At 28.8% G+C, this 26,770-nt stretch carries 22 protein-coding genes and 2 other annotated features; of the genes, 20 read left to right on the forward strand and 2 right to left on the reverse strand.

The annotated features are described in order from the left end of the window. Positions 1–36: 36 nt before the first annotated feature. From BN7997_RS02905 to thrS, 8 genes are all read left to right on the forward strand, one after another. The gene (locus BN7997_RS02905) at positions 37–1,011 is read left to right on the forward strand and encodes an IS30 family transposase (RefSeq protein WP_071119190.1); all 975 of its coding nucleotides are present in this window, start codon (positions 37–39) and stop codon (positions 1,009–1,011) included. A 307-nt stretch (positions 1,012–1,318) separates the two neighbouring features. Further along, complete coding sequence (locus BN7997_RS02910) at positions 1,319–2,368, forward strand: BMP family lipoprotein (RefSeq protein ID WP_071119389.1); 1,050 nt, start codon at positions 1,319–1,321, stop codon at positions 2,366–2,368. 250 nt (positions 2,369–2,618) lie between these two features. Beyond that, the gene (locus tag BN7997_RS02915) at positions 2,619–4,187 is read left to right on the forward strand and encodes an ABC transporter ATP-binding protein (RefSeq protein WP_071119390.1); all 1,569 of its coding nucleotides are present in this window, start codon (positions 2,619–2,621) and stop codon (positions 4,185–4,187) included. Beyond that, the gene (locus BN7997_RS02920) at positions 4,180–5,271 is read left to right on the forward strand and encodes an ABC transporter permease (protein ID WP_071119391.1); all 1,092 of its coding nucleotides are present in this window, start codon (positions 4,180–4,182) and stop codon (positions 5,269–5,271) included. Before BN7997_RS02915 ends, BN7997_RS02920 begins: the two co-directional genes overlap by 8 nt. Then, the gene (locus tag BN7997_RS02925; protein WP_071119392.1) at positions 5,271–6,206 is read left to right on the forward strand and encodes an ABC transporter permease; all 936 of its coding nucleotides are present in this window, start codon (positions 5,271–5,273) and stop codon (positions 6,204–6,206) included. Before BN7997_RS02920 ends, BN7997_RS02925 begins: the two co-directional genes overlap by 1 nt. Before the next feature lie 347 nt (positions 6,207–6,553). Further along, entirely contained in the window at positions 6,554–7,354 is an 801-nt protein-coding gene (gene ytxC, locus BN7997_RS02930; RefSeq protein WP_071119393.1) for a putative sporulation protein YtxC, read from the forward strand. Between the two features lie 121 nt (positions 7,355–7,475). Continuing rightward, complete coding sequence (locus tag BN7997_RS02935; RefSeq protein ID WP_071119394.1) at positions 7,476–8,078, forward strand: DUF445 domain-containing protein; 603 nt, start codon at positions 7,476–7,478, stop codon at positions 8,076–8,078. 55 nt (positions 8,079–8,133) lie between these two features. Next, positions 8,134–8,359, forward strand: a binding site (T-box leader). A 55-nt stretch (positions 8,360–8,414) separates the two neighbouring features. Continuing rightward, entirely contained in the window at positions 8,415–10,334 is a 1,920-nt protein-coding gene (thrS, locus tag BN7997_RS02940; RefSeq protein WP_071119395.1) for a threonine--tRNA ligase, read from the forward strand. A 46-nt stretch (positions 10,335–10,380) separates the two neighbouring features. Here the strand turns inward: thrS and BN7997_RS02945 are convergent, their stop codons facing one another. Further along, positions 10,381–11,784, reverse strand: coding sequence for an ATP-dependent metallopeptidase FtsH/Yme1/Tma family protein (locus BN7997_RS02945; RefSeq protein WP_071119396.1), 1,404 nt, complete (start codon positions 11,782–11,784; stop codon positions 10,381–10,383). Between the two features lie 418 nt (positions 11,785–12,202). Here BN7997_RS02945 and infC point away from each other — a divergent pair, with 418 nt between their 5' ends. The 12 genes from infC to BN7997_RS03005 all read left to right on the forward strand — a co-directional run bounded on the left by infC (position 12,203) and on the right by BN7997_RS03005 (position 25,179). Next, the gene (gene infC, locus BN7997_RS02950; RefSeq protein ID WP_330385885.1) at positions 12,203–12,694 is read left to right on the forward strand and encodes a translation initiation factor IF-3; all 492 of its coding nucleotides are present in this window, start codon (positions 12,203–12,205) and stop codon (positions 12,692–12,694) included. 27 nt (positions 12,695–12,721) lie between these two features. Then, a complete protein-coding gene (gene rpmI, locus BN7997_RS02955) occupies positions 12,722–12,916 on the forward strand; it encodes a 50S ribosomal protein L35 (protein WP_071119398.1) in 195 nt (64 codons plus the stop codon). Between the two features lie 60 nt (positions 12,917–12,976). Continuing rightward, positions 12,977–13,333: a 50S ribosomal protein L20 gene (gene rplT / locus BN7997_RS02960; RefSeq protein WP_071119399.1), complete on the forward strand. Its 357-nt coding sequence runs from the start codon at positions 12,977–12,979 to the stop codon at positions 13,331–13,333. Positions 13,334–13,551: 218 nt separating this feature from the next. Continuing rightward, positions 13,552–14,928 carry a TrkH family potassium uptake protein gene (locus BN7997_RS02965; protein WP_242873377.1) on the forward strand — a complete coding sequence of 459 codons (1,377 nt, stop codon included), beginning with the start codon at positions 13,552–13,554 and terminating at the stop codon, positions 14,926–14,928. 41 nt (positions 14,929–14,969) lie between these two features. Then, complete coding sequence (locus BN7997_RS02970; RefSeq protein ID WP_071119400.1) at positions 14,970–15,641, forward strand: potassium channel family protein; 672 nt, start codon at positions 14,970–14,972, stop codon at positions 15,639–15,641. A 2-nt stretch (positions 15,642–15,643) separates the two neighbouring features. Further along, the gene (locus BN7997_RS02975) at positions 15,644–16,441 is read left to right on the forward strand and encodes a TrmH family RNA methyltransferase (RefSeq protein WP_083334992.1); all 798 of its coding nucleotides are present in this window, start codon (positions 15,644–15,646) and stop codon (positions 16,439–16,441) included. A gap of 52 nt (positions 16,442–16,493) precedes the next feature. After that, positions 16,494–16,723: a binding site (T-box leader), on the forward strand. A 52-nt stretch (positions 16,724–16,775) separates the two neighbouring features. Next, entirely contained in the window at positions 16,776–17,795 is a 1,020-nt protein-coding gene (gene pheS, locus BN7997_RS02980) for a phenylalanine--tRNA ligase subunit alpha (RefSeq protein ID WP_071119401.1), read from the forward strand. A 16-nt stretch (positions 17,796–17,811) separates the two neighbouring features. Further along, complete coding sequence (gene pheT, locus BN7997_RS02985) at positions 17,812–20,202, forward strand: phenylalanine--tRNA ligase subunit beta (RefSeq protein ID WP_071119402.1); 2,391 nt, start codon at positions 17,812–17,814, stop codon at positions 20,200–20,202. Positions 20,203–20,224: 22 nt separating this feature from the next. Further along, positions 20,225–20,833, forward strand: a complete 609-nt coding sequence (gene zapA / locus BN7997_RS02990; protein WP_083334993.1) for a cell division protein ZapA — start codon at positions 20,225–20,227, stop codon at positions 20,831–20,833. 97 nt (positions 20,834–20,930) lie between these two features. Further along, positions 20,931–23,342: a U32 family peptidase gene (locus BN7997_RS02995; RefSeq protein WP_071119403.1), complete on the forward strand. Its 2,412-nt coding sequence runs from the start codon at positions 20,931–20,933 to the stop codon at positions 23,340–23,342. A 315-nt stretch (positions 23,343–23,657) separates the two neighbouring features. Next, complete coding sequence (locus BN7997_RS03000; RefSeq protein ID WP_071119404.1) at positions 23,658–24,800, forward strand: helix-turn-helix domain-containing protein; 1,143 nt, start codon at positions 23,658–23,660, stop codon at positions 24,798–24,800. A gap of 31 nt (positions 24,801–24,831) precedes the next feature. After that, entirely contained in the window at positions 24,832–25,179 is a 348-nt protein-coding gene (locus BN7997_RS03005) for a PepSY domain-containing protein (RefSeq protein ID WP_071119405.1), read from the forward strand. A gap of 85 nt (positions 25,180–25,264) precedes the next feature. Here the strand turns inward: BN7997_RS03005 and BN7997_RS03010 are convergent, their stop codons facing one another. Then, positions 25,265–26,716 (reverse strand): aminoacyl-histidine dipeptidase, encoded by a 1,452-nt coding sequence (locus tag BN7997_RS03010; protein ID WP_071119406.1) that lies wholly within the window; start codon positions 26,714–26,716, stop codon positions 25,265–25,267. Positions 26,717–26,770 lie beyond the last annotated feature (54 nt).

Below are 26,770 nucleotides of genomic sequence, written 5' to 3' on the forward strand. Positions count from 1 at the left end.
GTTAACCTACTAAAATCAACAAAAGGAGTACCAAAAATGTCTTTTAATCATATTAACATAAATCAGCTAACAAATCTAGAAGCAAATTACTATTTAGGCGTGAAAGCAAGAGCTTGCGCTCAAAGAATGAAAATTGGAAAAGATAAAGTTTACAGATATTACAAGCTATTTATGCAAGGACTTACTGTTCAAGAAATATATAATCAATACCTAATAAATAAATCTAGATGTGGAAGAAAGCCCATTGTATTAAGCAAAGAAAAATTAGATGATATCAATAATAAGCTAGAAAATGATTGGTCTTTAGATGCTATCGCAGGAAGAGATAAAATAGATGGAAAAGATGAAAAAATATCAACAAAAACATTATACAAATTAGCAAAACAAGGTGTAATAGATATAAATAAGTTGAGACGTAAGGGTAAAAATAACCCGAAGGGTCATAACGAAACAAGAGGTAAAATTAATACATGTAAAACAATTCATGAAAGAGATGAAAAGTATCCTAATGCTAAAACTAGTATAGAATATGGCCATTTTGAGGGAGATACTATTGTAGGAAAAGCTAGAAAATCAGCTATAGTTACTTTAGTAGAAAAGTATTCAAAATATATTGTATTACTTAAAGCAAGTAGAAAGAGTGAGGATGTTAAAGAAGCAATTTGCAAATGGCTATCATCTTTACATAAGTCGTGTATATCTACTATTACATTTGATAGAGGTAAAGAGTTTTCAAAATGGTCAGACATAGAAAAAGATAGTTCAGTTAATATTGAAATCTACTTTGGAGACCCTGGATCACCAGGTCAAAGAGGGCTAAATGAGAATTCAAATGGAATAGTTAGAAAAGATTTACCTAAGTCTACAGATTTATCTGCATATTCTCAAGAAGAATTAAATATGATTGCGTATAAATGGAATTCTATACCTAGAAAATCACTAGACTATAAAACACCAAATGAGGTTATAAAAGAAGCAACTGGATTTGAAAGCTTACTTACATTTGCTTAGTGATTCATAAGTAATTTGTCTGATTTAAATTGACAATTCAGGTTATAATAGAAAAGATAATATTAGTATAAAGTGTCAAAATCATATCACATAAAACTTAGAAATTATATAATTGCTTTAATAGCGAAGGCATTGTTGGTTAAATAGTATATCACATATATTTAATAAAATACAAAATACAATTAAATTTAATATAAAGTTATATACAAAAATATCAATATATACAATTTTTTTGTAGAAAAAAAGTGTAAAATGGTGTAAAATAAAATTAAATATTATATATTATAAGAATATTAGGAGGATACATATGAAACTTAAAAAGCTTATAGCTTTAGGTTTAGCTACAGTAATGAGTGCTAGTATGTTAGTAGGATGTGGAGCTAAATCAGACTCTAATGCGTCAACAGATAATGGTGACAAAGTATTTAAAGTAGGGATGATAACAGACACTGGTGGGGTAAATGATGAATCATTTAACCAATCAACATGGAAAGGATTCCAAGACGCTCAAGAAAAATTTGGGAAAGATAAATTAGAAATAAAATATTTAGAGTCTAAACAAGATGCAGACTATGTTCAAAATATAGATACATTTGCTGATGAAGAAATGGATTTAATAATAGGTGTTGGATTTAAATTAGAGCAAGCTATAACAGAAGCTGCTAAAAATTATCCAGAACAACAATTTGCATTAATAGATGCAGTTTGTGAAGGAGAACAACCAGAAAACGTAACATCATTATTATTTGAAGATAATGCATCAGCTTACTTAACAGGATTAATAGCTGGTAGAATGACAGAAACAAACAAAGTTGGATTTATAGGTGGTATGGAATCACCAGTTATAAGTAAATTTGATTACGGATTTAGAGCAGGTGTTAAAGCTGCAAATCCAGATGCAGAAGTAATGGTACAATATGCAAATAGTTTCACAGATTCAGCTTTAGGAAAAACTATAGCTAACCAAATGCATTCAAAAAATGCTGATATAATATTCACTTGTGCAGGTGCAGTTGGAATAGGTGCTATAGAAGCAGCTAAAGAAAATGGTAAAAAAGCTATAGGTGTTGACCAAGATCAAAATGCTTTAGCTCCAAAAAATGTAATAACTTCAGCTATGAAAAACATAGATGTTGCAGTAGTAGAATTATTATCTAAAGTAGTTGATGGAAGCTATAAAGGTGGAGAAGTAATAATTAATACATTAGCTATGAATGGTGTTGGCATACCTCAATCAAGTGAAAAGAATGTTCCACCAGATGTATTAAAATATGTTATTGAAGAAGCTGAAAAAGTTAAGTCAGGAGAGGTAAAAGTTCCTGCAACTAAGGAAGAATTTGAGCAATTAAATAAATAATAATAAATTAACTATAAAAAGGACTATCTTCATAAAAAGGATAGTCTTTTTAAATGTATTACATATTTAAAATATTTAAATAGATTTTGGAAATAATAATACAAACTATATTAATATTTTATAAAAAATTATTATAATACAAAAAAAAACAAATTAAAACAAAAATCAAAATAAAAAGTTTGTTATGTTAGTTATATTTTAGTATAATAAAAAGGCTGAGAATTTTAAATAAGGAGGAAAAGAAAGAGCGATGAATAATAGTAATATCAACTACAGTCAAAAAGTCGTAGAAATGAAGAACATAACTAAGAAGTTCGGAAGCTTTGTTGCGAATGATAATATAAACCTGACTGTACATAAAGGTGAAGTACATGCTCTTTTAGGAGAGAACGGTGCAGGAAAATCTACTCTAATGAATATACTGTATGGTTTATATCAGCAAACATCTGGAGAGATATATATTAACGAAAAATTAGTTAATATGGATAATCCTAATGTTGCGATAGCAAATGGAATAGGTATGGTTCATCAGCACTTTATGCTAGTGCAACCTTTTACTGTAGCGCAAAACATAATATTAGGAGTTGAGCCTACAAAAGGTCTTGGATCAATAGATATAAATAAAGCGATAGAAGACGTTAAAGCTATATCAGAAAAATATGGATTATATGTTGATCCTAATGCAAAAATAGAAGATATAAGTGTTGGTATGCAACAAAGAGTAGAAATACTAAAAGCTTTATACAGAGGAGCAGAAATATTAATACTAGATGAGCCTACGGCGGTTCTTACTCCACAAGAAATACAAGAACTTATACAAATTATAAGAAACTTAACTAAAGAAGGTAAATCTGTAATAATAATAACTCATAAGTTAAAAGAAATAAAGGCAGCTGCAGACCATTGTACAATAATTAGAAGAGGTAAGTATATAGACACTGTAAAAGTATCTGATACAACTGAAGATGAATTAGCAGCAATGATGGTTGGTAGAGAAGTTAACTTCAAAGTTGATAAAAAAGAAGCTAGACCAACATCAAATGTACTAGAAATAAAAGATTTACTAGTAAAGGATAGCAGAAAAGTATCTGTAGTAGATGGATTATCACTAGAAGTTAAGGCTGGAGAGATACTAGGTATTGCAGGGATTGATGGAAATGGACAATCAGAGCTAGTAGAGGTATTAACTGGTCTTAGAAAAGCAGAAAGTGGAAGTATAAAAGTAAATTCAAAGGAATTAATCAACAAAAAACCAAAAGAGATATTTGACAACGGAATAAAAAATATTCCAGAAGATAGACATAAAAGAGGATTAATATTAGATTTTACTGTTGCAGAAAATACAGTTTTACAAAACTATAAAGATCCAAGATTCTCTAAAAATGGAATATTAAATAAAGATGCTATAGAAAAGTATGCTGATGAAATAATAGAAAGATTTGACGTAAGACCTACAGATCATACTGTTAAATCAAGAGCTTTATCTGGTGGTAACCAACAAAAGATTATAATAGGTAGAGAAGTTGACAATATAGAAACAGCAAGAAAAGCTACAGGAGAGCCTCAATTACTTATAGCTACTCAGCCAACAAGAGGTCTTGACGTTGGAGCAATAGAATTCGTTCATCAAGCATTAGTAAAGCAAAGAGATGAAGGAAATGCTGTATTATTAGTTTCATTAGAATTAGATGAAGTTATGAATGTATCAGATAGAATAGCGGTTATATATGAAGGTAAAATAGTAGGAATCGTTGACGCAAAAGATGCAGATGAAAATACATTAGGTCTAATGATGGCAGGAGGTGAAGATAATGAGTAGTAAGGCAAGTAAAAAGAAAATTTCTTTAGTTGATAATACTATTTTATTCTCCTTAATATCAATAGTTTTAGGTTTATTAGTTGGAGCAATAGCATTATTAATAGCAGGAAAAGACCCTATACAAGCATATTCAGCTATGATAGAGGGTGTATTTGGTAAGCCTAAGTATATTGCATGGGTTATAATAAGATCAACACCACTTATACTAACAGGTTTATCTATTGCATTTGCATTTAAAACAGGATTATTCAATATAGGTGCAGAAGGTCAGTTTATAATAGGTGCTTTAGTTGCAACTATGGTTGGTTCTGCAATACCATTACCTGCAATAATACATGTACCACTTACTCTTTTAATAGCTTGTTTAGGTGGAGCTATATGGGGTGGATTTGCAGGATGGTTAAAATCTAAGTTTGGAATAAATGAAGTTATAGCAGCTATAATGCTTAACTGGATAGCATTCTACTTAAGTAACTTTACTATAAAAAATACATGGTTAGCTAAGCCAAATAGTGAAGCATCAGTTAGTATACATGATTCAGCAACTATAGGCATAAACTGGTTAACAGATTTAGTAGGACCGGCTACAAAGGTTAACTGGGGTATAGTTATATCAATAATATTTGTTTTAGCAATAGCATTTATATTATTTAAAACTACTCTAGGATATGAATTAAGAGGAGTTGGACACAACAAGTTTGGAGCTGAATATGGTGGAATAGATGTTAATAAATCAATATTAAAATCTATGGCTATAGCAGGTATACTTGCATCTGCAGCAGGTGCTATACAAGTAATGGGTGTATCTCAAAATATTACTATATTAGCGAGTCCAGAAGGATATGGATTTGACGGTATAGCTGTTGCATTAATTGCAAACAGCAATCCTATCGGAGTTATATTCTCAGGATTATTATTTGGAGCATTTAAATACGGTGGAACTAAGATGCAAGCTGTAGGGGCTCCTTCTGAAGTAGTAAATATAGTTATAGGTTCTATAGTATACTTTATAGCTTTAAGCAGTGTATTAAGAATGTTATATATAAAATTCAGAGAGAATAAAAATAAAGGGGGTAATGCATAATGCAAGATATAGCTTTAATTATTAGTACTACTTTAATGTACTCTACACCCCTTATATTTGCGGCATTAGGTGGAGTATTTTCAGAGAATTCAGGTATAGTTAACATAGGTATAGAAGGTATGATGACTATAGGTGCTTTCGCAGGTGCTGCGGCAGGATACATGTTAGGCAATCCATGGTTAGCATTTATAATAGGTGGTTTAGCTGGAGGTTTATTTGCTTTAGTTCATGCATTAGCAACTGTAACTTTCAATGCAGACCATACTATATCAGGGGTTGCAATAAACTTATTAGCTCCTGGAGTTGCGTTATTTGCATCTAAGATAATGTTTGATGGTGCAACTATGACACCAACAATACCAATGGAACAAAAAATACCAAGACCATTAAATGGTTTATTCCCATCGGGAAGTATATTAGATACAATATTCAATGCATATGCTACAGTTTTCATAGCATTTATATTAGTTGCAGTTACATGGTATGTATTATATAAAACTAAATTCGGACTTAGAATAAGAGCAGTTGGAGAGCATCCAGGTGCAGCAGATACATTAGGAATAAGTGTTGCTAAAACTAGATATGCAGCTGTTATAATATCAGGTATATTAGCAGGATTAGGTGGGGCATCAATGAGTTTAGCAGTTGTTTCTTCATTTAGACCTACATTAATATCAGGTCATGGATATATAGCTATGGCTGCTGTAATATTTGGTAAATGGAGACCTCAATGGGCAATGGCTGCATGTTTACTATTTGGTTTCTCAACAGCATTATCTGTATACTTTGGAAATCCAGAATTACCATTTAGCATAAATGAAAACTTATTATCAATGATACCTTATATAATGACATTAATAGTATTAGTACTATTTGTTAAGAGTTCTAAGGCTCCAGCAGCACTTGGAAATCCATATAAAAAAGGTGAAAGATAAAAAAATGATAGCTTTAAGCTATCATTTTTTTTATATATTAAAATACTATAAGATATATAAAATATATATAAGTGATAATTAATTTTATTAAAATTATCAACATTACAGTTGAAACTAAAATTTATATTAAGTTGAATTTTGTTATTGTCTATAAAGGGTAATTGATAAATAGAGAGACTGATTAAGTTGAATTTTTTTAATTAGATATTGAGGTAATAACTAAATGTAGGGTAATGACATTCGGTGTCGTTTATAAAATGAATTAAAACTTTATATAGAGAAATAATAAAAGTAGAAGAAGTTTATTTTTAGGTATTTTAACAAGATGTTAGAAGGGAGTGAGAAAAATGACCAATAAAGATATCTATTTAAGCTTAAACAGACAAGATGAAACATCTGTTAAAAAGTTATTAACCAACCATAAACTTGAAAAAGAATATACATACAATAATGACTATATAGAGGTAGTATTAAAAAATAATAATAAAGATAAAATACATAATGAAGAAATCGTAGATGAAATTGTTAACTTGATAATTGATATAATGGAAAATAAACTTCTTAGAAAGTATGTAATAAAAAAATATAGTTCTGAATCTAGTGAAGAAATTCAAAAGATATATATGTGTGCATTGAATATGTTTAAAGAAAAATATTTTATAATAAAGCAATCTTTATATGAAAAAGTATATAATTATATACTAAATGAAGACTACATAAATATAGAAGGTTTTGTAAAGTTTAGAATGAAAGAATTTAATAATTATATATCAACTATAGTAGACTTAGCATGGGAAGAATATTTCATAAAAAAAGACCAAGATGAGTTTATCAATGTACTTAAGTATTTTGTGGATATACAGCAAGAAAAGTTAGAACTTTTAAGAATACATATAAAAGAAGATAATTCATTTATACTTTACGATAAAGAGGGTAATAAGATTGATAGTATAAATGATGAAGAAATAATGGATATGGTAATAGAAGAAAATTTGAATTATGAAGATTTTTTAATGAGTAATCTTCTTACTCTATGTCCTGGTAAAATAGAAATAATAGATTCTTTAAACAATAATTCTTCTAAAGAAATAATAGAAATAATTAAATCGATATTTGGTGATAAAGTAACCTGTATTAACAGAAATTAACTTCATGCTAAATGAATTCATTATAAAGGAATAAGATATATAGTTAGAAAAATTACTTTTTTAATGGTATATTATATTTATAATTAATTATAAATATATATCGAAAAAAGGAGAATTTAGCATGAATAACATAATTAGGATATTAATCTTAGCTATTATAGGAGGGTTAATAGGATATATAACAAATGTAATAGCTATAAAATTAATATTTAGACCAATAAACCCAATAAAAATACCAATACTTAATATAGAGATAATAGGTATGATACCAAAGAGAAAGACAGAAATTGCTACTAATATAGCAAAGGTAGTGGAAGAGCAATTTATATCTGTTGATGAAATAACGGATAATATAATAACAGAGCAAGATAAACAACATATAATTGATTACATAAAAGTAAGAGTGAAATTAATACTTAGTGAAAAGATGACTCTTATTCCTAGCACAATAAGAAATTTAGTTCAAAATTATGTTTCTGAAATAATCGAAGATGAAATAAGAGAAGGAATAGATGAATTATCTGAAGAAATGATAATTAAAACAAAGAATCGTATAAATATAAAAGAAATTATAGAAGATAAAATCAATGAATTAGATTTATATGAATTGGAGACAATAATATTACAAATTGTAAAAAATGAATTAAGACATATTGAAGTATTAGGACTTATATTAGGATTTTTTATAGGAATAGTTCAAGGAATAATAACAATATTTATATAAAATATTGTTATTGATACTAAATTAAGTATTTGATATAATTAATGTAATAATTAAAAAAATAGCAATGAAAAGGAAGAGTAAAATAGAAACAATTAAACAGAGAGGATAAGTCATAGGCTGGAAACTTATCTTAATATGACTATTTGAAAACTACCTTGGAGCTGAACTTATTAGCATTTATAAAATGTGAAAGTGTTCGGGTGACAACCTTATAGTCATCAAGAGGAAGTATTTAAATACTTCAACTTGGGTGGAACCGCGAATTAATACTCGTCCCAATATATTTATTTGGGACGAGTTTTTTTATTATAAAAAATTAATTAAGGAGGAAATAAGATGATAAAAGTTACTTTAAAAGATGGATCTGTAAGAGAATTCGAAAATGAACTTTCAGTTATGGACATAGCTAAGTCTATAAGTGAAGGTTTAGCTAGAGCAGTAGTTGCTGCATCTGTAAATGGAAAAGTTGTAGGACTAAACCATATAGTAAAAGAAGATTGTGAATTAAACTTATTCAAGTTTGATGATGAAGAAGGAAAAGATGTATTCAGACATACATCAGCTCATATATTAGCTCAAGCTATAAAGAGATTATACCCAGAAGCTAAATTTGCAATAGGACCAACTGTAGAAAATGGATTCTACTATGATATAGACTTAGATCATAGATTAACTAATGAAGATTTAGAAAAATTAGAAAAAGAAATGAAGAAAATAGCTAAGGAAGATATAGCTGTTGAAAGATATGAATTACCAAGAGAAGAAGCTTTAGCATGGGCAAAAGAAAATAATGAAATATATAAAGTAGAACTTATAGAAGATTTACCAGAAGGGGAAGTAATATCTTTCTATAAGCAAGGAGACTTTACTGACTTATGTAGGGGACCTCACTTACCTTCAACAAAAAAAGTTAAAGCAGTTAAATTATTAAGCGTAGCTGGAGCTTATTGGCGTGGAGATGAAAAAAACAAAATGCTTCAAAGAATATATGGTATATCTTTTGAGAAGAACAAAGACTTAGAAGAATACTTACACATGTTAGAAGAAGCTAAGAAAAGAGACCATAGAAAATTAGGTAGAGAATTAGAATTATTCTTTATACCTGAAGAAGGTCCAGGATTCCCATTATTCTTACCAAAAGGTATGGAACTTAAGAACGAATTATTAAAGTTCTGGAGAGAAATACATAGAGAAGATGGATACCAAGAAATAGAGACTCCAATAATACTAAATCAAAAATTATGGGAAACTTCAGGACATTGGTACAATTATAAAGAAAATATGTACACTGTAGATATAGATGAGCAACAATTTGCTATAAAACCAATGAACTGTCCAGGTTCTTTAATATATTACAACGCTAAGCCACATTCATATAAAGAATTCCCTATGAAAGTTGCAGAACTTGGTAGAGTTCATAGACATGAATTATCAGGTGCGTTACATGGACTTATGAGAGTTAGAGCGTTTACTCAAGATGATGCACATATATTCATGTTACCAGAACAAATAAAGGATCAAATAAAAGGTGTTGTAGATTTAATTGATAGAGTTTATAAGACTTTTGGATTTGAATATCACTTAGAATTATCAACTAGACCTGAAAACTCAATAGGTTCAGATGAAGAGTGGGAAGCAGCTGAAAATGGTTTAAGAGAAGCTTTAGAAGAGCTTAATTTACCATATATATTAAATGAAGGTGATGGAGCATTCTATGGTCCTAAGATAGACTTCCACCTAAGAGATTGCTTAGGAAGAACATGGCAATGTGGAACTATACAATTAGATATGCAATTACCTCAAAGATTTGACATAACTTATATAGGTCAAGATGGTGAAAAACATAGACCAGTTATGATACACAGAGTTGCATTTGGAAGTATAGAAAGATTCATAGGTATATTAATAGAGCATTATGCTGGTAAATTCCCAGTTTGGTTAGCTCCAACTCAAGTTAGAATATTACCTATATCAGATAAGTATAATGATTATGCAAATGAAGTTAAAAAAGCTTTATTTGATAGAGGAATAAGAGTTGAAATAGATGATAGAGCAGAAAAGACAGGATTCAAAATAAGAGAAGCTCAACTTCAAAAAATACCTTATATGTTAATAGTTGGTGAAAAGGAAGCTGCTGATAAGACTGTATCTGTAAGATCAAGAGATAACGGTGAAGTAGGAAGCATAAGTTTAGATGAATTTATAACTACTATATCTGAAGAAGTTGAAAGTAGAAAGAATGTAATACAAGACTAATTTATAATAAAAAGAGTAATCTATATTTTAGATTACTCTTTTTGTTTTAACACATTTCTTTTCTTATTAAAGATTTTAATTCTTCATGAGTCATAGTTTCATTTTCAAATAAATGACTTGAAACTATATGTAGGTCATTTATGTTATTTCTTAATATATCTAAAGTTTCGTTATAACAATCTTGTACTATTCTATTAGCCTCATCTTGTATTTTTTCAGATAAAAATGTTTTATTATTTCCATCTAAAGTCATAAATCCTAGATTACTCATTCCATACTCACAAACCATCTGATTAGCTATCTCTGTAACTTTCTTTAAGTCATCCTTTGCGCCAGTAGATTTATGATTGAATATAATTTCTTCTGATGCTTTTCCTGCAAGAAGTATTTTCATTTTTCCAAGAAGTTCTTCTTTAGTATAGATGTATCTATCTTCATCAGGTAATTGTAGAACATAACCTAAAGCCTGTCCTCTTGGAACTATTGATATTTTTTGTATAGGGCAAATTCCTACTAAATCACTAACTAATGCATGTCCAGCCTCGTGATAAGAGACTATTTTCTTTTCTTTCTCGATTAGAGTTGAGTTTTTTGACTCAAGTCCAGCTATAACTCTTTCTAAGGCTTTGTCAAAGTGAACTTCAGTGATTACATCGCTGTTATCTCTTACAGCAAAAATTGCAGCCTCGTTAGCTATATTAGCAAGATGTGCACCGTTAAATCCATGAGTTTTTTTAGCTAAAGTTTCTAAATTTACAGAAGGAGCTATTGGCTTATTGTTAGTGTGAACTTTTAAAATTTCATATCTAGTATGATAGTTAGGAGCACCTATATGAACATGTCTATCAAATCTACCGGGTCTAAGTAAAGCTTCATCAAGTAAGTCAAGTCTATTAGTAGCGCCTATTATTATTACATTTGAATCTTTAGTAAAACCATCCATTTCTACTAAAAGCTGATTTAATGTTTGGTCTTTTTCATTATTACTTTCTAAATGTCTTTTAGCACCTATTGCATCAATTTCATCTATAAAGATTATGCTTGGAGCTTCTTTTCTAGCTTTTTCAAAAAGAGTTCTTACTCTTTTAGCACCTACACCAACATATTTTTCAACAAACTCAGATCCAGTAACATTAAAGAATGAAGAATTTGTTTCACCAGCAACTGCTGATGCAAGTAATGTTTTACCTGTACCAGGAGGACCATAAAATAATACACCTTTTGGTATTTTTGCGCCCATTTTTTTGTATTTATCTGGAAACTTCATAAAGTCTACTATTTCAAATAATTCCTCTTTAACTTCTTCTAATCCAGCAACATCGCAAAATGTAGTCTTAGGTTTAGATGAACTAGAATCTTCACTTGAAATTTCCTTTTCCATCTTAGTTGTTTGGGCAAACACAGGCACTGGTTTATTTATTTTCTTAAAAAAATTTTCCCACATTTTCATAGCCATACACCTCGGATAATAAAAATTGTTTATTTATTTTAGATTTTCCATAGTTTATAAAATTTATTACTTAAATTTTTTTATTTTAATAATAAATTTCTAATATCTTAAAGTATAACCATAAACTGTATATATGATTACTTAATTTAAATTATTTTATAAAAAAAATAAAAAAATACTTGAAAAACTAATTGATAAGTGATATAGTAAATGAAGTAAGATAATAAAGAAAACAAGAAGAAGTCCGCTTCTCACCTTACGATAAGTGTTGTAAGTGTAAATATAAGTTAAGTTTATATATTTTTTTAATATATAAAACTTGTTTAAATGTGTTAACTTATATGCGGATGATTTTAATCATTCGCTTTTATTTTTATAAAAAATTTGGAGGTGTCCTACCATTAGTAAGGAACTAGCAATCAATGAACAAATAAGAGATAAAGAAATAAGAGTTATCTCAGACAATGGAGAGCAACTTGGAGTAATGTCTGCTAAAGAAGCTCAAACAATAGCTAATAATAAAAATCTAGATTTAGTAATGATATCACCTAATGCTAATCCGCCAGTATGTAAGATAATGGACTACGGTAAGTACAAGTATGAACAATCTAGAAAAGAAAAAGAATCTAAGAAAAAACAAAAGGTAGTAAACATAAAAGAAGTTAGATTAAGACCAGGTATAGAAGCTAATGACTTAAATACTAAAGCTAATCAAGCTATAAAGTTCCTTAAAAAAGGAGATAAAGTTAAAGTTGAACTTAGATTTAGAGGTAGAGAATTAGGACATAAAGACATTGGTAAAGAAGTAATGTTAAAGTTTATAGATATAGTAAAAGAGTTTGGAGAACCAACTAAAGCCCCAGCATTTGAGGGAAATAACATGGTTGTAATGATAGATCCAAAGAAATAAATGATTAACTGAGAGGAGGAAATTAACATGCCTAAAATGAAAACTCATAGAGGTGCTGCTAAAAGATTCAAAAAGACTGGAACTGGAAAATTAAAGAGAGCTAAAGCTTTCAGAAGACACATATTAACTAAGAAAGCTGCTAAGACTAAGATGCAATTAAGAAAGTCTGGAATAGTTACAGCAGGAGATGCTAGAAGAATAGCACAATTATTACCATACTAAAAATCGGATAAAAAATAGATAAACAATTAATAACAGAGGAAGACGAAGGAGGTCATAACGATGGCAAGAGTTAAAAAAGCTATGAACGCTCGTAAGAAGCATAAGAAAGTATTAAAACTTGCAAAAGGATTTATAGGATCAAGAAGCAAATTATATAGACCAGCAAATACATTTGTAATGAAGGCGTTAAAGAACGCTTATATAGGAAGAAAGTTAAAGAAGAGAGACTTCAGAAGACTTTGGATACAAAGAATAAACGCTGGAACAAGAGCTCATGGATTATCTTACTCAAGATTCATGAACGGATTAAAATTAGCTGGTGTTGAAGTTAACAGAAAAATGTTAGCTGAAATGGCTATACATGATGCAGAAGGATTTGCTAAGTTAGTAGAAGTTGCTAAATCTAAATTAGCTTAATTATATAGAAAAAGCTTTTGAATTTTATATTCAAGAGCTTTTTTTATTTAAATATATTTTAAGTGATTAGTAAATAAAAAGTCTCTTAAATATATATAATATAATTATATAAATTAAGGTATGTATTGTTGTTTTTAATAGAGTTTTGGAATATAATAAAATAATGATTATTAACTATTTTGAAATTAATCCCAAAATACAAAGGAGGGTTTAAAATAGTGAGAAAAATTGTAAAAAAACTTTCTGATCTAATAAATAAAATGGAACCTACTCAAATAATGGTAATAGGATTTGCTATTATAATATTGATAGGAGCTATTTTACTTAATATGCCAATATCTACTCAAAATGGAGAGAGCATAGGATTCTTAGATGCATTATTTACATCAACTTCGGCAGTATGTGTCACAGGATTAATTGCGGTTGACACATCGACTTATTGGAGTTTTTTTGGACAACTAATAATTATAACCTTAATACAAATTGGTGGATTAGGGTTTATGACTATGACAACATTATTTGCTCTTATAATCAAGAAAAGAATAAACCTAAGGGAAAGACTTTTAATACAAGAATCTTTGAATCAAATAGATTTATCAGGATTAGTTAAGCTAACTAGGTACATATTACTTACAACAGTTTTAATAGAAGGTACAGGAGCATTATTATTATCAACTGTATTCATACCTCAATTTGGGCTCTTAAAAGGGATTTGGTACAGTATATTCCATGCTATATCAGCATTTTGTAATGCAGGCTTTGACTTAATGGGAGTAGTTAGTGGTCCATTTTCATCACTAACATATTATGTAAATAATTTTACTATAACTATAACAGTATCACTATTAATTATTTTAGGTGGTATAGGATTCCCTGTAATCCTTGATTTAATAAGAAATAAGAAGTTATCAAAATTAAATATACATTCTAAAGTTGTACTTTTTACAACTTTTGTTTTAATAGGATTTGGAATGCTATTTATACTAGTATTAGAATATAATAATCCAAAAACACTAGGTCAATTAGGGTTTGGAGGAAAAATATTAGCATCACTATTCCAATCAGTAACACTTAGAACGGCTGGATTTAATACAATAGATTTAGCTGCTATGAGAGAAAATAGTATATTTTTTATGATAATATTAATGTTTATAGGTGCATCTCCGGCATCGACAGGTGGAGGGGTAAAAACTACTACAATAGCTACATTAATATTAACTGTAAAGTCATTTATATTAGAAAAACAAGATATAGAAGTATGTGAAAGAAGGATAAGTGAAACTACTGTAAAAAAATCATTAGGAATATTTTTAATAGGTGTAGCTCTATTTTTAATGGGAACTCTTATTATATCTATAACTGATCCAGATTTTAGCTTACTTGAAGTTGGATTTGAAGTAGTATCTGCTATTGCTACAGTTGGGCTTAGTATAGGTGGAAGTCCAAATCTTAGTATTTTAGGAAAAATATTTATAATGCTATTTATGTTTATGGGAAGAGTTGGATCTTTAACTATATTTATGGCATTGGCATCAAGAGGAGTCAAGAAAAATCCTCTTATTAGGTATCCAGAAGGTAAAATAATAGTTGGATAAATAAAAAATAAATTTATTTAGTATATGGAGAGGTAAAAGTTATGAAACAATATATAGTTATAGGGTGTGGAAGATTTGGATCTTCAGTAGCCACAACTATGCATCTTTTAGGTCATCAAGTAATGGCTATAGATAAAAGTGAAGAAATAATTCAGAACATAGTTGACAAAGTTACTCATGCAGCTATAGTAGATGTTACTGATGAGCAAGCTCTAAGATCAATAGGATTAGGAAACTTTGATGTAGCTATAATAGCAATAGGAGCTGATATAAGAGCATCTATAATGGCAACACTTATAGCTAAAGAAATGGGAGTATCTCAAATTGTATGTAAAGCAAAAGATGAATTACAAGCAAAAGTTCTTTATAAAATAGGAGCTGATAGAGTAGTATTCCCAGAAAGAGATATGGGAGTTAGAGTTGCTCATAATTTAGTTTCAGATAACATATTAGATCATATAGAACTAGATCCAGAGTATTCTATAGTAGAAATAGTTACACCAACTAGCTGGGTAGGAAAAACTCTAGTTGATTTAGAATTAAGAGCAAGATATGAAATAACTGTACTTGCTATAAAAAATGGTAAGAGTATAAATGTAACACCAGCACCAGATGAAGAACTTAAAGCAGGAAGTATATTAGTTGTGATTGGTCAAAGTAGCAATATAAGTAGTATTACTTCTGAAAATAAAGATATAATTAGGAGAAAGTAGTTATGTCTATGATAATAACAGCTAAAGATAATGATAAAATAAAATACACAAAATCTTTATTAAAATCAAAAAATAGAAATAAAGAATCAAAATTTATAATAGAAGGATATAGAATATTAACACTTGCTATAGAATGTAGAGCTAAGTTAGATTACGTATTCATAAATGAAGATTTTGAAAAAAAACAAGAGCATAAAGAATTCTTAGAAATACTTAAGAAAAAGGATATAAGAGTATACAAAACTACTAATAAAATTTTTGAAGATTTGACAGATACTGAAAATACTCAAGGTATAATAGGTGTGGTTAAATTTAAACAAAGGACATTAGAAGAAAATTTAACTGATGATAATAGATTTGTATTAATCTTAGATAGAATACAAGACCCGGGTAACATGGGAACTATAATAAGAACAGCAGATGCAGCTGGAGTAGATGCAATAATTGCATTAAAAGGATGTGTAGATATATACAATCCAAAAGTAATAAGATCAACTATGGGATCTATATTTGATATGAATGTAATTCATGCTACTCAAGAAGAAGCATTAAGAATACTTAAATTAAAGAAATTTGATATAGTATCTAGTTACTTAGATACAAATAATTATTACAATACAGTTGAGTATAATTATAAGACTGCATTAGTAATAGGTAATGAAGCTAATGGAATAAATGAAGAATTAGTATCAAAATCAGATGTATTGGTTAAAATACCTATATATGGCAAGGCAGAATCTTTAAATGCAGCAATAAGTTCTGCTATACTTATGTATGAGATAAAAAAATACTTGGTTTAAAAGTTGTTAATTATACATTTTATATGTTATAATTATATAAAAAAATATATTTTAAAATACAATGAAAGAGAAAAGTATTTTGAATTAACTTAACACAGAGAAAAGTATCAAGGCTGAAAGTACTTTATAAGAATTCAAAAGAAGTTCCCTCTGGAGTATTAAAGCTGAAATTAATAGTAGGCTTTAACGTTAAAACGCGTTAAGTTTATTTGAGGTGGTTTAAAATTTGTAATTTTAGACTACTAGGGTGGTACCGCGAAATAATAGTCTTTCGTCCCTAGGTTGGGATGAAGGGCTTTTTTTATGTGAATAAATAGTGAAAGGGTGATATATAGTGCAAGAAAAATTACTTAATTTACAAGAAGCCGCTTTAAATGAAATTAAAGATACTTCTAGTATAGAAGCTGTAGAAAGCCTAAGAGTTAAGTACTTAGGTAAAAAAGGTGAAATAACTGCTATTCTTAAAGAAATGGGTAAGTTATCAGCAGAAGAAAGACCAGTTATAGGTCAAGTTGCTAACAAAGTAAGAGAATCTATAGAAGGAAGTATATCTTCAAAGAAAGAAGAATTAAAAGATATAGAAAAGCAAAAGAAATTAGCTGAAGAAGTTATAGATGTTACTATGCCAGCTAAAGCTGTTAAAGTAGGAAAGAAACATCCTATATCTCAAATAATAGATGAAGTAAGTGAAATATTTATGGGAATGGGATTCTCTATAGCAGAAGGTCCAGAAGTTGAAACTGTTGAAAATAACTTTGATGCATTAAATGCACCAATAGACCATCCATCAAGAGATATGAGTGATACATTCTATATAAATAGTGAATTATTACTTAGAACACAAACATCTCCGGTTCAAGTTAGAACTATGAAAGGTCAAGAATTACCTATAAAAATAATAGCTCCAGGAAGATGCTTCAGATTTGATGCTCCAGATGCTACACATTCACCAATGTTCCATCAAATAGAAGGATTAGTAGTTGGTAAAGATGTAACTATGGCTCAATTAAAAGGAACATTAGATATGTTTGTTAAGAAGTTATTCGGAGAAAATACGAAAACTAAATTTAGACCACATAACTTCCCATTCACAGAACCAAGTGCAGAAGTAGACGTTACTTGCTTTAAGTGTCAAGGTGCTGGATGTCCAATGTGTAAACAAGAAGGATGGATAGAAATATTAGGTGCAGGTATGGTTCATCCAAACGTACTTAGAAACTGTGGAATAGATCCAGAAGTTTATAGTGGATTTGCTTTCGGTATGGGTGTAGATAGAATAACTATGCTTAAATACGAAATAGATGATATAAGATTATTATTCGAAAATGATATGAGATTTTTAGATCAATTTTAATTAGGAGGGTTTGAATATGTTAGTACCTTTAAAATGGCTTAGAGACTATGTTGACATAGATATAGATACACAAGAATTTGCTGATATGATGACTATGACAGGTTCAAAAGTTGAAAAAGTAGATTTCTTTGGAAAAGAAACAAACGGAGTTGAAGTATGTAAGATACTTGAAATAGAACAACATCCAGATGCAGATAGATTAAAAGTTACAAAGGTTGAAGTTGCAAACGGAGAAATACTTCAAATAGTAACTAATGCTACAAATATAAAAGTAGGAGATTATGTACCAGTTGCTAGAATAGGTGCAGTATTACCTGGAGATTTCAAAATAAAGAAAGGTAAGTTAAGAGGAGTATTATCAGAAGGAATGTTCTGTGGTGCTGAAGAATTAACTATACCATCTGCATTTGTTGAAGATCATAAAAAAGATGGAATATATATACTAGATCATCAAGATTCATTTGAATTAGGAATGGATGTAAGAGATGTTTTAGGAATAAACGATGCATTAATAGAATTTGAAATAACTTCAAACAGACCAGATTGTAGATCAATAATAGGTATAGCTAGAGAAGCTGCTGTTACTTTAGGAAAAGAATTAAAATATCCTGAAATAAAAGTTCAGGCTTGCGATGAAGAAATGTCATTTGAAATAGATATACAAACTGATTTATGTAAGAGATACTGTGGTAGAGTAGTTAAAGATGTTAAAGTAGGGCCATCTCCATACTGGATGCAAAGAAAACTTATAGAAGCAGGAATGAGACCTATAAGTAACATAGTGGATATAACAAACTACGTTATGTTAGAGCTTGGACAACCACTTCATGCATTTGATTTAGATGATATAAAATACAATAAAATGACTGTTAAGATGGCTGAAGAAGGTGAAAAATTCACTACATTAGATGGAGTTGAAAGAACTTTAACATCTGATATGTTAGTTATAGGAAATCAAGATAAGACTTTAGACTTAGCAGGTATAATGGGTGGAGAAAACTCAGAAATAAAAGATACAACAACTTCTATATTTATAGAAGGAGCAAGTTTTGCTAAAGAAAATATAAGAGCTACATCTAAGAAATTAGGTCTTAGAACAGAAGCATCTTCAAGATTTGAAAAAGGAATAGACATAAACTTAGCAGAAGAAGCTGTTAATAGAGCATGTCAATTAATAGAAGAGTTAGGATGTGGTACAGTTCTTAATGGAATGCTTGACTATTATCCACAAAAAGAAGAGGTTCAAAAAGTAACTGTTAACCCTGTTAGAATAAATAAATTATTAGGTGTTAATGTGCCTATGGACCAATTCATAAACATATTAGAAAGCTTAGAATTTAAATGTAATTTAGTATCTTCTGAAGTTTTAGAGTTAGAAGTTCCAACATTTAGATTAGATATAACTGAAGATGCAGATATATTAGAAGAAATAGCTAGAATATATGGATATGACAATATACCATCTGCAAGTTTAGAAGGTAATGCTACCGCAGGTGTAAAAACTGAAAAACAAAAGTTTATAGACAATGTAAAATCTAACTCTATAGCTTGCGGATTAAATGAAATATTAACATATTCATTTGTAAGCCCAAGAGGTGTAGATAAAATAAATCTTCCAGCTGATGATGAAAAGAGAAACTTTGTTAAAATAATGAACCCATTAGGTGAAGAAACTTCTGTAATGAGAACTACTTTAATACCTAATATGTTAGATGTTATATCTACAAATATATCTCATAAAGTTGAAGAAGTATCTGCATTTGAATGTGGAAATACATTTATACCACAAGAAGGATTACCAATAGAGACTAAGAAATACTGTGTAGGAATGTACGGTAAAGAAGTAGATTTCTTCGTGTTAAAAGGAGTTATAGAATCTGTACTTAATAATGTAGGATTAAAAGGTTATGAAATAGAGCCAGAAACTACAAATTTAACATTCCACCCAGGAAGATGTGCAAAAATAGTGTATAATAATATATATATAGGAACTTTTGGAGAATTACATCCAGATGTTATAGAAAACTATAACTTAGGACAAAGAGTATATGTAGCTGAAATAAATATAGATACAGTATTTGAAAACTTAAACTTAACTAAGTCATACAATCCATTACCAAAATATCCATCTACATCTAGAGATATAGCATTAATAGTTAAAGATGAAGTATTTGTTAAACAAATAGAAGATATAATAAAAGCTAATGGTGAAGATTTAGTAGAAAGTTATAAATTATTCGATGTTTACAAAGGTGCTCAAATAGAAGAAGGGCATAAGTCTATAGCATATTCTATAACATATAGAAGTAAAGATAAAACTTTAACTGATGAAGATGTAGCAAAAGTACATGAAAAGATATTAAGTGAGCTAAGTGAGAAATTAAACGCAAACTTAAGATCAAACTAACTAACGTAGGGGGCGTGTTAGTATGAAGGAAATGAATAAAGTTATAGTAAAAATTAATGGTTCTGAATATCCAATGGTAGGAGAGAAATCTGAACAACATATGTTAAATGTAGCAAGATATGTTGATGAAGAAATTAAAAGAATAAGTGAAGCAAATCCTAAATTAAGCACATCAGTATTAGCTATATTATCAGCTGTAAATATAGCTAATGAACTATTTGAATGTGGTGAGGAAAATGACAAACTATCAAAAGAAAACGAAGAACTTAACAAAAAGGTTGGTACTGGTGAAGAAGAATTAAAATTAGAGATGAAGAAATTACAATTATCTCTACAAGGCAAAGCAAAAGAAGAAGAAGACTTAAAGACAAAGATAGATGAGTTGAATAAGTTAATTGAAGAGCAAAAAAGTAAAATTTTTAAATTAGAAAGTGATATTCAATCTAAAGATAAGCAAATTGAAGAGTATAAGGTTGAAGTTAATGAACTTAAAGATTTAACTAAAATTGCTGAAGAAAAAGCTAGAGTTGCTGAGCAAATGTCTTCTAAATTCCAAAATGACGCATATAGAGTACAATTGGAAAAGATAGAGATTGAAAATGAATTAAAATTTTATAAAGCAACTAGATAAAAAATAAATTAAGCCTTCAGGGGAACCTGAAGGTTTTAATTTTAGTATTTAAGGTATATTATATAGGTAGTATAAATATGCCTTGAAGGAGGACAATATGAGAGATGTAGAATTATTAGCACCCGTTGGGTCTTTTGAAGCATTAAAAGCTGCGGTACAAAATGGGGCAAATGCAGTATACCTTGGAGGAAAAGATTTTGGAGCAAGAGCATCTGCAAATAACTTTGATAGAGATGAATTAAAAGAAGCTGTAAAATATGCTCATATAAGAGGTGTACAAGTTTTCGTAACTACAAATACATTAAGAAAAGAAAATGAAATAGAAGATTTCTTAGAATATGCAAAGTTTTTATATGATATAGATGTAGATGCAATAATACTTCAAGATATAGGTATGGCTAGACTTATAAAAAGAGAATTACCTGATTTTGAATTACATGCAAGTACTCAAATGGTTGCACACTCATTAGAAGATGTTAAATATTTAGAAAGTGTAGGATTTGATAGAGTAGTACTTGCGAGAGAAGTTACAGTAGAAGAAATTAAGTATATATGTGACAATTGTAAAGCAGATATAGAAGTTTTTGTTCATGGAGCATTGTGTGTATGCTATTCTGGACAATGTTTAATGAGTTCTATGATAGGAAATCGTTCAGGTAACAGAGGTAGATGTGCACAACCTTGTAGACAAAGATATGAACTGATTGATGTATACACAGGAGAAGTTGTAAATAGCAACGGAGATTATCTACTAAGTCCAAGAGATTTAAATGCAATAGAAGAAATTGATAAAGTAATAGATGCAGGAGTACATTCTCTAAAAATAGAAGGTAGAATGAAAAGACCAGAGTATGTTGCAACTGTTATAGATGGATATAGAAAAACTATAGATGAATATTTAGCTACAAATAAATTAAATGTTTCAGATGAAACAATAAATGATTTATATACAATATTCAATAGAAAGTTCACTAAAGGATTATTACTAGGTGATGTTGGTAAGGATATGATGAACTCACAACTTCCAAACAACCAAGGACTATATGTTGGTACAGTAGTAGATTATAATAAAAAAGCAAAAAGATTAAAAATAAAACTTGCAAATACTCTTAAAAAGGGTGATGGTATAAACCTTGGCGGCGGTACTATAGGTAGAATAATAAAAAATGGAAATATAGAAACTATAGGATACAAAGGTGAAACTATAGAGCTTGACTTTGTTGGCGAAGCAAGAAAAGGACAGATAGTATTTAAAACATCAGATAGTGAACTAATGGATAGAGTTCAAGCTACATTTACACAAGATAAAGAATTTGTAAAAAATATAATTGATGCAAAAATTACTATAAAATTAGGTCAAAAGCCAATACTTACATTAAAAGATAGACATAGTAATGAAGCAACTATAGAAGGTGATAAAATAGTTGAAGAAGCTATGAAGGTTGCTTTAAGTAAGGAAAAAGTAGAAACTCAACTAAGAAAACTTGGAAATACACCTTATGAATTAGACTTATTAGAAATTGAATTAGATGATAATGTTAGTTTACCAATAAGTTTACTAAATCAAATGAGAAGAGATTGTATTGAGCTTTTAGATAAAGAAAGAGTAAGTATAAAAAATAGAAAATATAAAAATAAAACAGTTAAGTATAAGCCAGTATTATATAATAGAAATAAACAACAGGGAATTTCTGTTAAAGTTAAAAACTTAGAACAACTAGAAAGTGCATTAGAATGTGGTGTAGATAGAATATATTATGAAGATACTAACACAATAGATAAAGCTATGAGTTTAGCTATGAAGTATAATAAAAAAGTAATATACTCAGCACCTAGAATAATAAGAAATAAAGAATATAATCATTTAGCAAAAGCTAATAATGCAGGTGTAGAATCTGTACAAGTAGGAAACTACGGTTCAATAGATTACTTTAAAGATAAAAAATTAAACATAGATTACTATTTAAATGCATTTAATAGCGAAACTATAAATTACTATAAAGAAATAGGTGCAGATACTTTATGTATATCTCAAGAGTTAAATATAAATGAGATAAAAGAAACAATAAAGTACACTGATATAAATATAGAATCTGTAGTTTATGGATATACTCCACTTATGATAACAGAATACTGTCCTATGGGAGTAATTGTTCGTGATTGTAAAAAGGATAAAAGAGTTGCTAAATGTAAAGAAAGTATATATGCATTAAGAAATTCTAAAGGTGATGAATTTAGAGTTTCACAAGATATATTCTGTAGGAGTACAATATATAATTCAAATGTAACTTGTATGCTAGACAACTTATATGAATTACATGAAATAGGTATAAATGTACTTAGATTAGACTTTACATTAGAAGATAAAGGTACTGTTAAAGAAGTTATAGAAGCCTATCAAGAAGTTTTATCTAATGATTATAAATTAGGAACAAAAGCTACTAAACTTTATAATAAATTAGATGAAAAAGGTACAACAGCAGGTCATTACTACAAAGGTGTAGAATAATAAATCATATTCTAGTGCTATAATATGTAAAATTGACTATATTAAGCAAATATGATAATATTACAAAATAATAAAAGTTAAATAATGCTCTGGGTATAAAATTATCCAGAGCATTAATAATTTAAAAATGAAGAAATTTAAAAAATGACATTTTGAAATGTTTCGCCCACGCAGTGGCTCAAGCAACGGATGTGACCGAAATGCTTCGCCAACACGTTGATCAAAGTGGTAGCGAGTGTCATATCGTTGGCGATATGAGCATAGCGAATTTTTTATTAAAATAAATTCTATAAACAATGAAAGAGAGACTTAAATATGAGCAAAAAAGCATTTATAGGAAGAAAATTAAGAGAAGCTAGAATGTATAGAGGTAAAACAATAGATGTATTAGCTAAAGAAACTAATATAAATAAAAAAGATATAATTGCATTTGAAGAAGATAAATATAAACCAACATTAGAAAATGAAATGAAGCTATCAAATGCACTAGGATTTCCAAGAGAATTCTTTAAATATGCAGACAATATAAAAATGACTATAGATTCTACACATATAAGACCAGAATGTACAATACCAAAAGTAGAGCAAATAGCTTTTAAAGAAAAATTAGCTATGACTCATAGGATATTAACATTTTTAGAAGGGTATATCCAATTCCCACAAATGAATATACCAACTGATTTAAATAAAAATGAAGATATAGAAGAGTTAGCAACTAAGGTAAGAAGATACTGGAATTTAGGGGATGGCATTATAGGTAACATGCTAACCTTACTTGAGATAAATGGAATAATAGTATCTGATGCTAATATAAACAAAAAAGGAGCCTTATCATTTAGTCAAAAACAAACTGTAAATGGAAATAGTAGATACTTTGTATCTTTAGGTAATGATAAAAAATCAGCATGTACAAGAAACTATGATTTAGCATATGAATTAGCATATATAGTAGCAACAGAAGCAAACATACAATCAAAAAAATTCTCTAAGGATGAATTTGCTTGTGCATTTTTAATGCCTAAAGAAACTTTTATACAAGATTTAAAAATGGTAAATGACTTAGAAGATTATGTTGAATTAAAGAAAAAGTGGATAGTTCCAATATCAGCTATAATATTAAGAGCATATCAATTAGGTGAAATAAGTTACAAAAAATATATGTACTTAATGAATGAAATGGATAAAAAGGGATGGTTAAAGAAAGAACCACTAGAAGAAAATATAAAAGCTACAAGTCCGATGCTATTAAAAAAATCTATAGATGTATTAATAGATAATAATATAATGAGTAAGGCTAGTTTAGTAATGAATTTATCAAATTGGGGATTACACTTAAATCAAGATGAAGTAGAAGTATTATTAGGATTTAAAGAAGGAAAGTTAACTACAGAAAGAAATACTATAAATAACAAAAAATCAAAGGTTACAAAAGTTAACTTTAAATCTAAAAAAAGATAATTAAACACTTATATAGTAGTAAGAGTTTTTTATGAATAAAAAAATTATAGGCATAAGTTTATTTATATTAATAATAACTTCATCTATATTTGGTTGCAGTAAATTTCAAGAAAATAATGATACTAATTTAAATAGTATAGATAAAGATAGCATAAATCCTATATCAAAAGATACAGCTATAAATATATTAAAGGCAGAGTATGGAGATAATATATTAGTTGAAGATAAGGATATAAAATTAATAGGAGATTTATATTTCATAGATGTTTATGTTGAAGTAGTAGATAGTGATGATGGAAGTCATGAAACACATACACATAGACAAAGCCTAGGAAATATAAAGATAGATAAATATACTGGAGAGATTATAACAGAATAGATATAAATTATATAAAAATAAATGAGCTATTTGCAAATTAAATTTGCAGATAGCTCATTGTTATGTTTAACGAGAAACGTATATATTAATATTGATTCATACCTTTTAATATAGCAACTAAATAATCCCAAGTACGTTTAGTAGAAGATATATTTAAATGCTCATTAGGCGTATGAACTTCAAACATATCAGGTCCAAGAGATATAGCTTGTGCATGAGGCATTTTATCTAATAATAATCCACATTCAAGACCAGCATGTATAGCCATTATAATTGGCTTTTTACCAGTTAATTTTTCGTAAGTTTCAACACATATTTTTTCTAATTTAGAACCTTTAGCATACTCCCAAGCTGGATAATCACTATCTAAAATTAATTTTCCATTTAAGTTTGTAGAAAGTAGATCCATTTTATTAGTTATATCATCTTTTAATGTTTTTACAGAACTTCTAACAGCACATTCAAATGTAACTGAATTTTCAGTGGTATGAACAACACCTAAGTTTGTTGAACTTTCAACAAGACCTTCTATATCCATACTCATAGTTTGTATTCCATTAGGTATTAAGTTTAGTAAACTAATTACATTTGTTTTTGTTTTATCATCAAATACTTTATCAACAGTAGTTTCAGTACATTCTATATTTATGCCTGGGTCAGAAGTACTGAATTCATGTTTAAATGTATTCATTATTTCATTTATACAATTTTTAGTTTTTTCAACATCATTTTTATCTACAACTATTATAGCTTCACACTCACGAGGGATTGCATTGTTTTTAGAACCACCTTGAATTTTAGATAAGTCGTAATCAATACATAATAAATTTAAAAGTCTTCCCATTAATCTATTAGAATTGGCTCTTTGTTTTATTATATCCATTCCAGAGTGTCCACCAAGTAATCCTTTTATTTCTACTAATAAAGCTTGTTTATTAGAATCAACATTAGTATACTCAGCATTTAGTTCAGATAATGCAGTAACTCCACCAGCACAACTAACTAGTAAATATCCTTCTTCTTCAGAGTCAAGATTTATTATGTATTGACCTTTTAATAGAGAGCCATCTAAAGCCATAGCGCCACTCATTCCAGCTTCTTCATCAGTCGTTATTAAAACTTCTATAGCAGGGTGTTCTAAGTTATTAGATGCAAGTACTGCCATTCCCATAGCTACAGCTATACCATTGTCAGCACCTAGAGTAGTTCCAGTTGCATATATCATATCATCTTCAACTCTTAATTTTATAGGATCAGTAACAAAGTTATGGTCGGTATCTTTATTCTTTTCACAAACCATATCCATATGTCCTTGAAGTATTACACCAGGACAATTTTCATACCCTTTTGTAGCAGGTTTTCTTATTATTATATTAAGAGTATCATCTTGTATAGTTTCAAGACCTAAATCCTCACCGAACTTTTTTAGATAATCACTTATAGCTTTTTCATTTCCAGAACCACGAGGTATTTGAGATATTTCTTCAAAATATTTGAAAACAAGTTCAGGCTGTAATCCATTTAAAACATTTTCCATAAAAACAACTCCTTTTAGATTAAGTTAAGATAGATATTTTAAAAATAGTAAATA

It is taken from the genome of Romboutsia timonensis (assembly GCF_900106845.1).
Classification (GTDB): domain Bacteria; phylum Bacillota; class Clostridia; order Peptostreptococcales; family Peptostreptococcaceae; genus Romboutsia; species Romboutsia timonensis.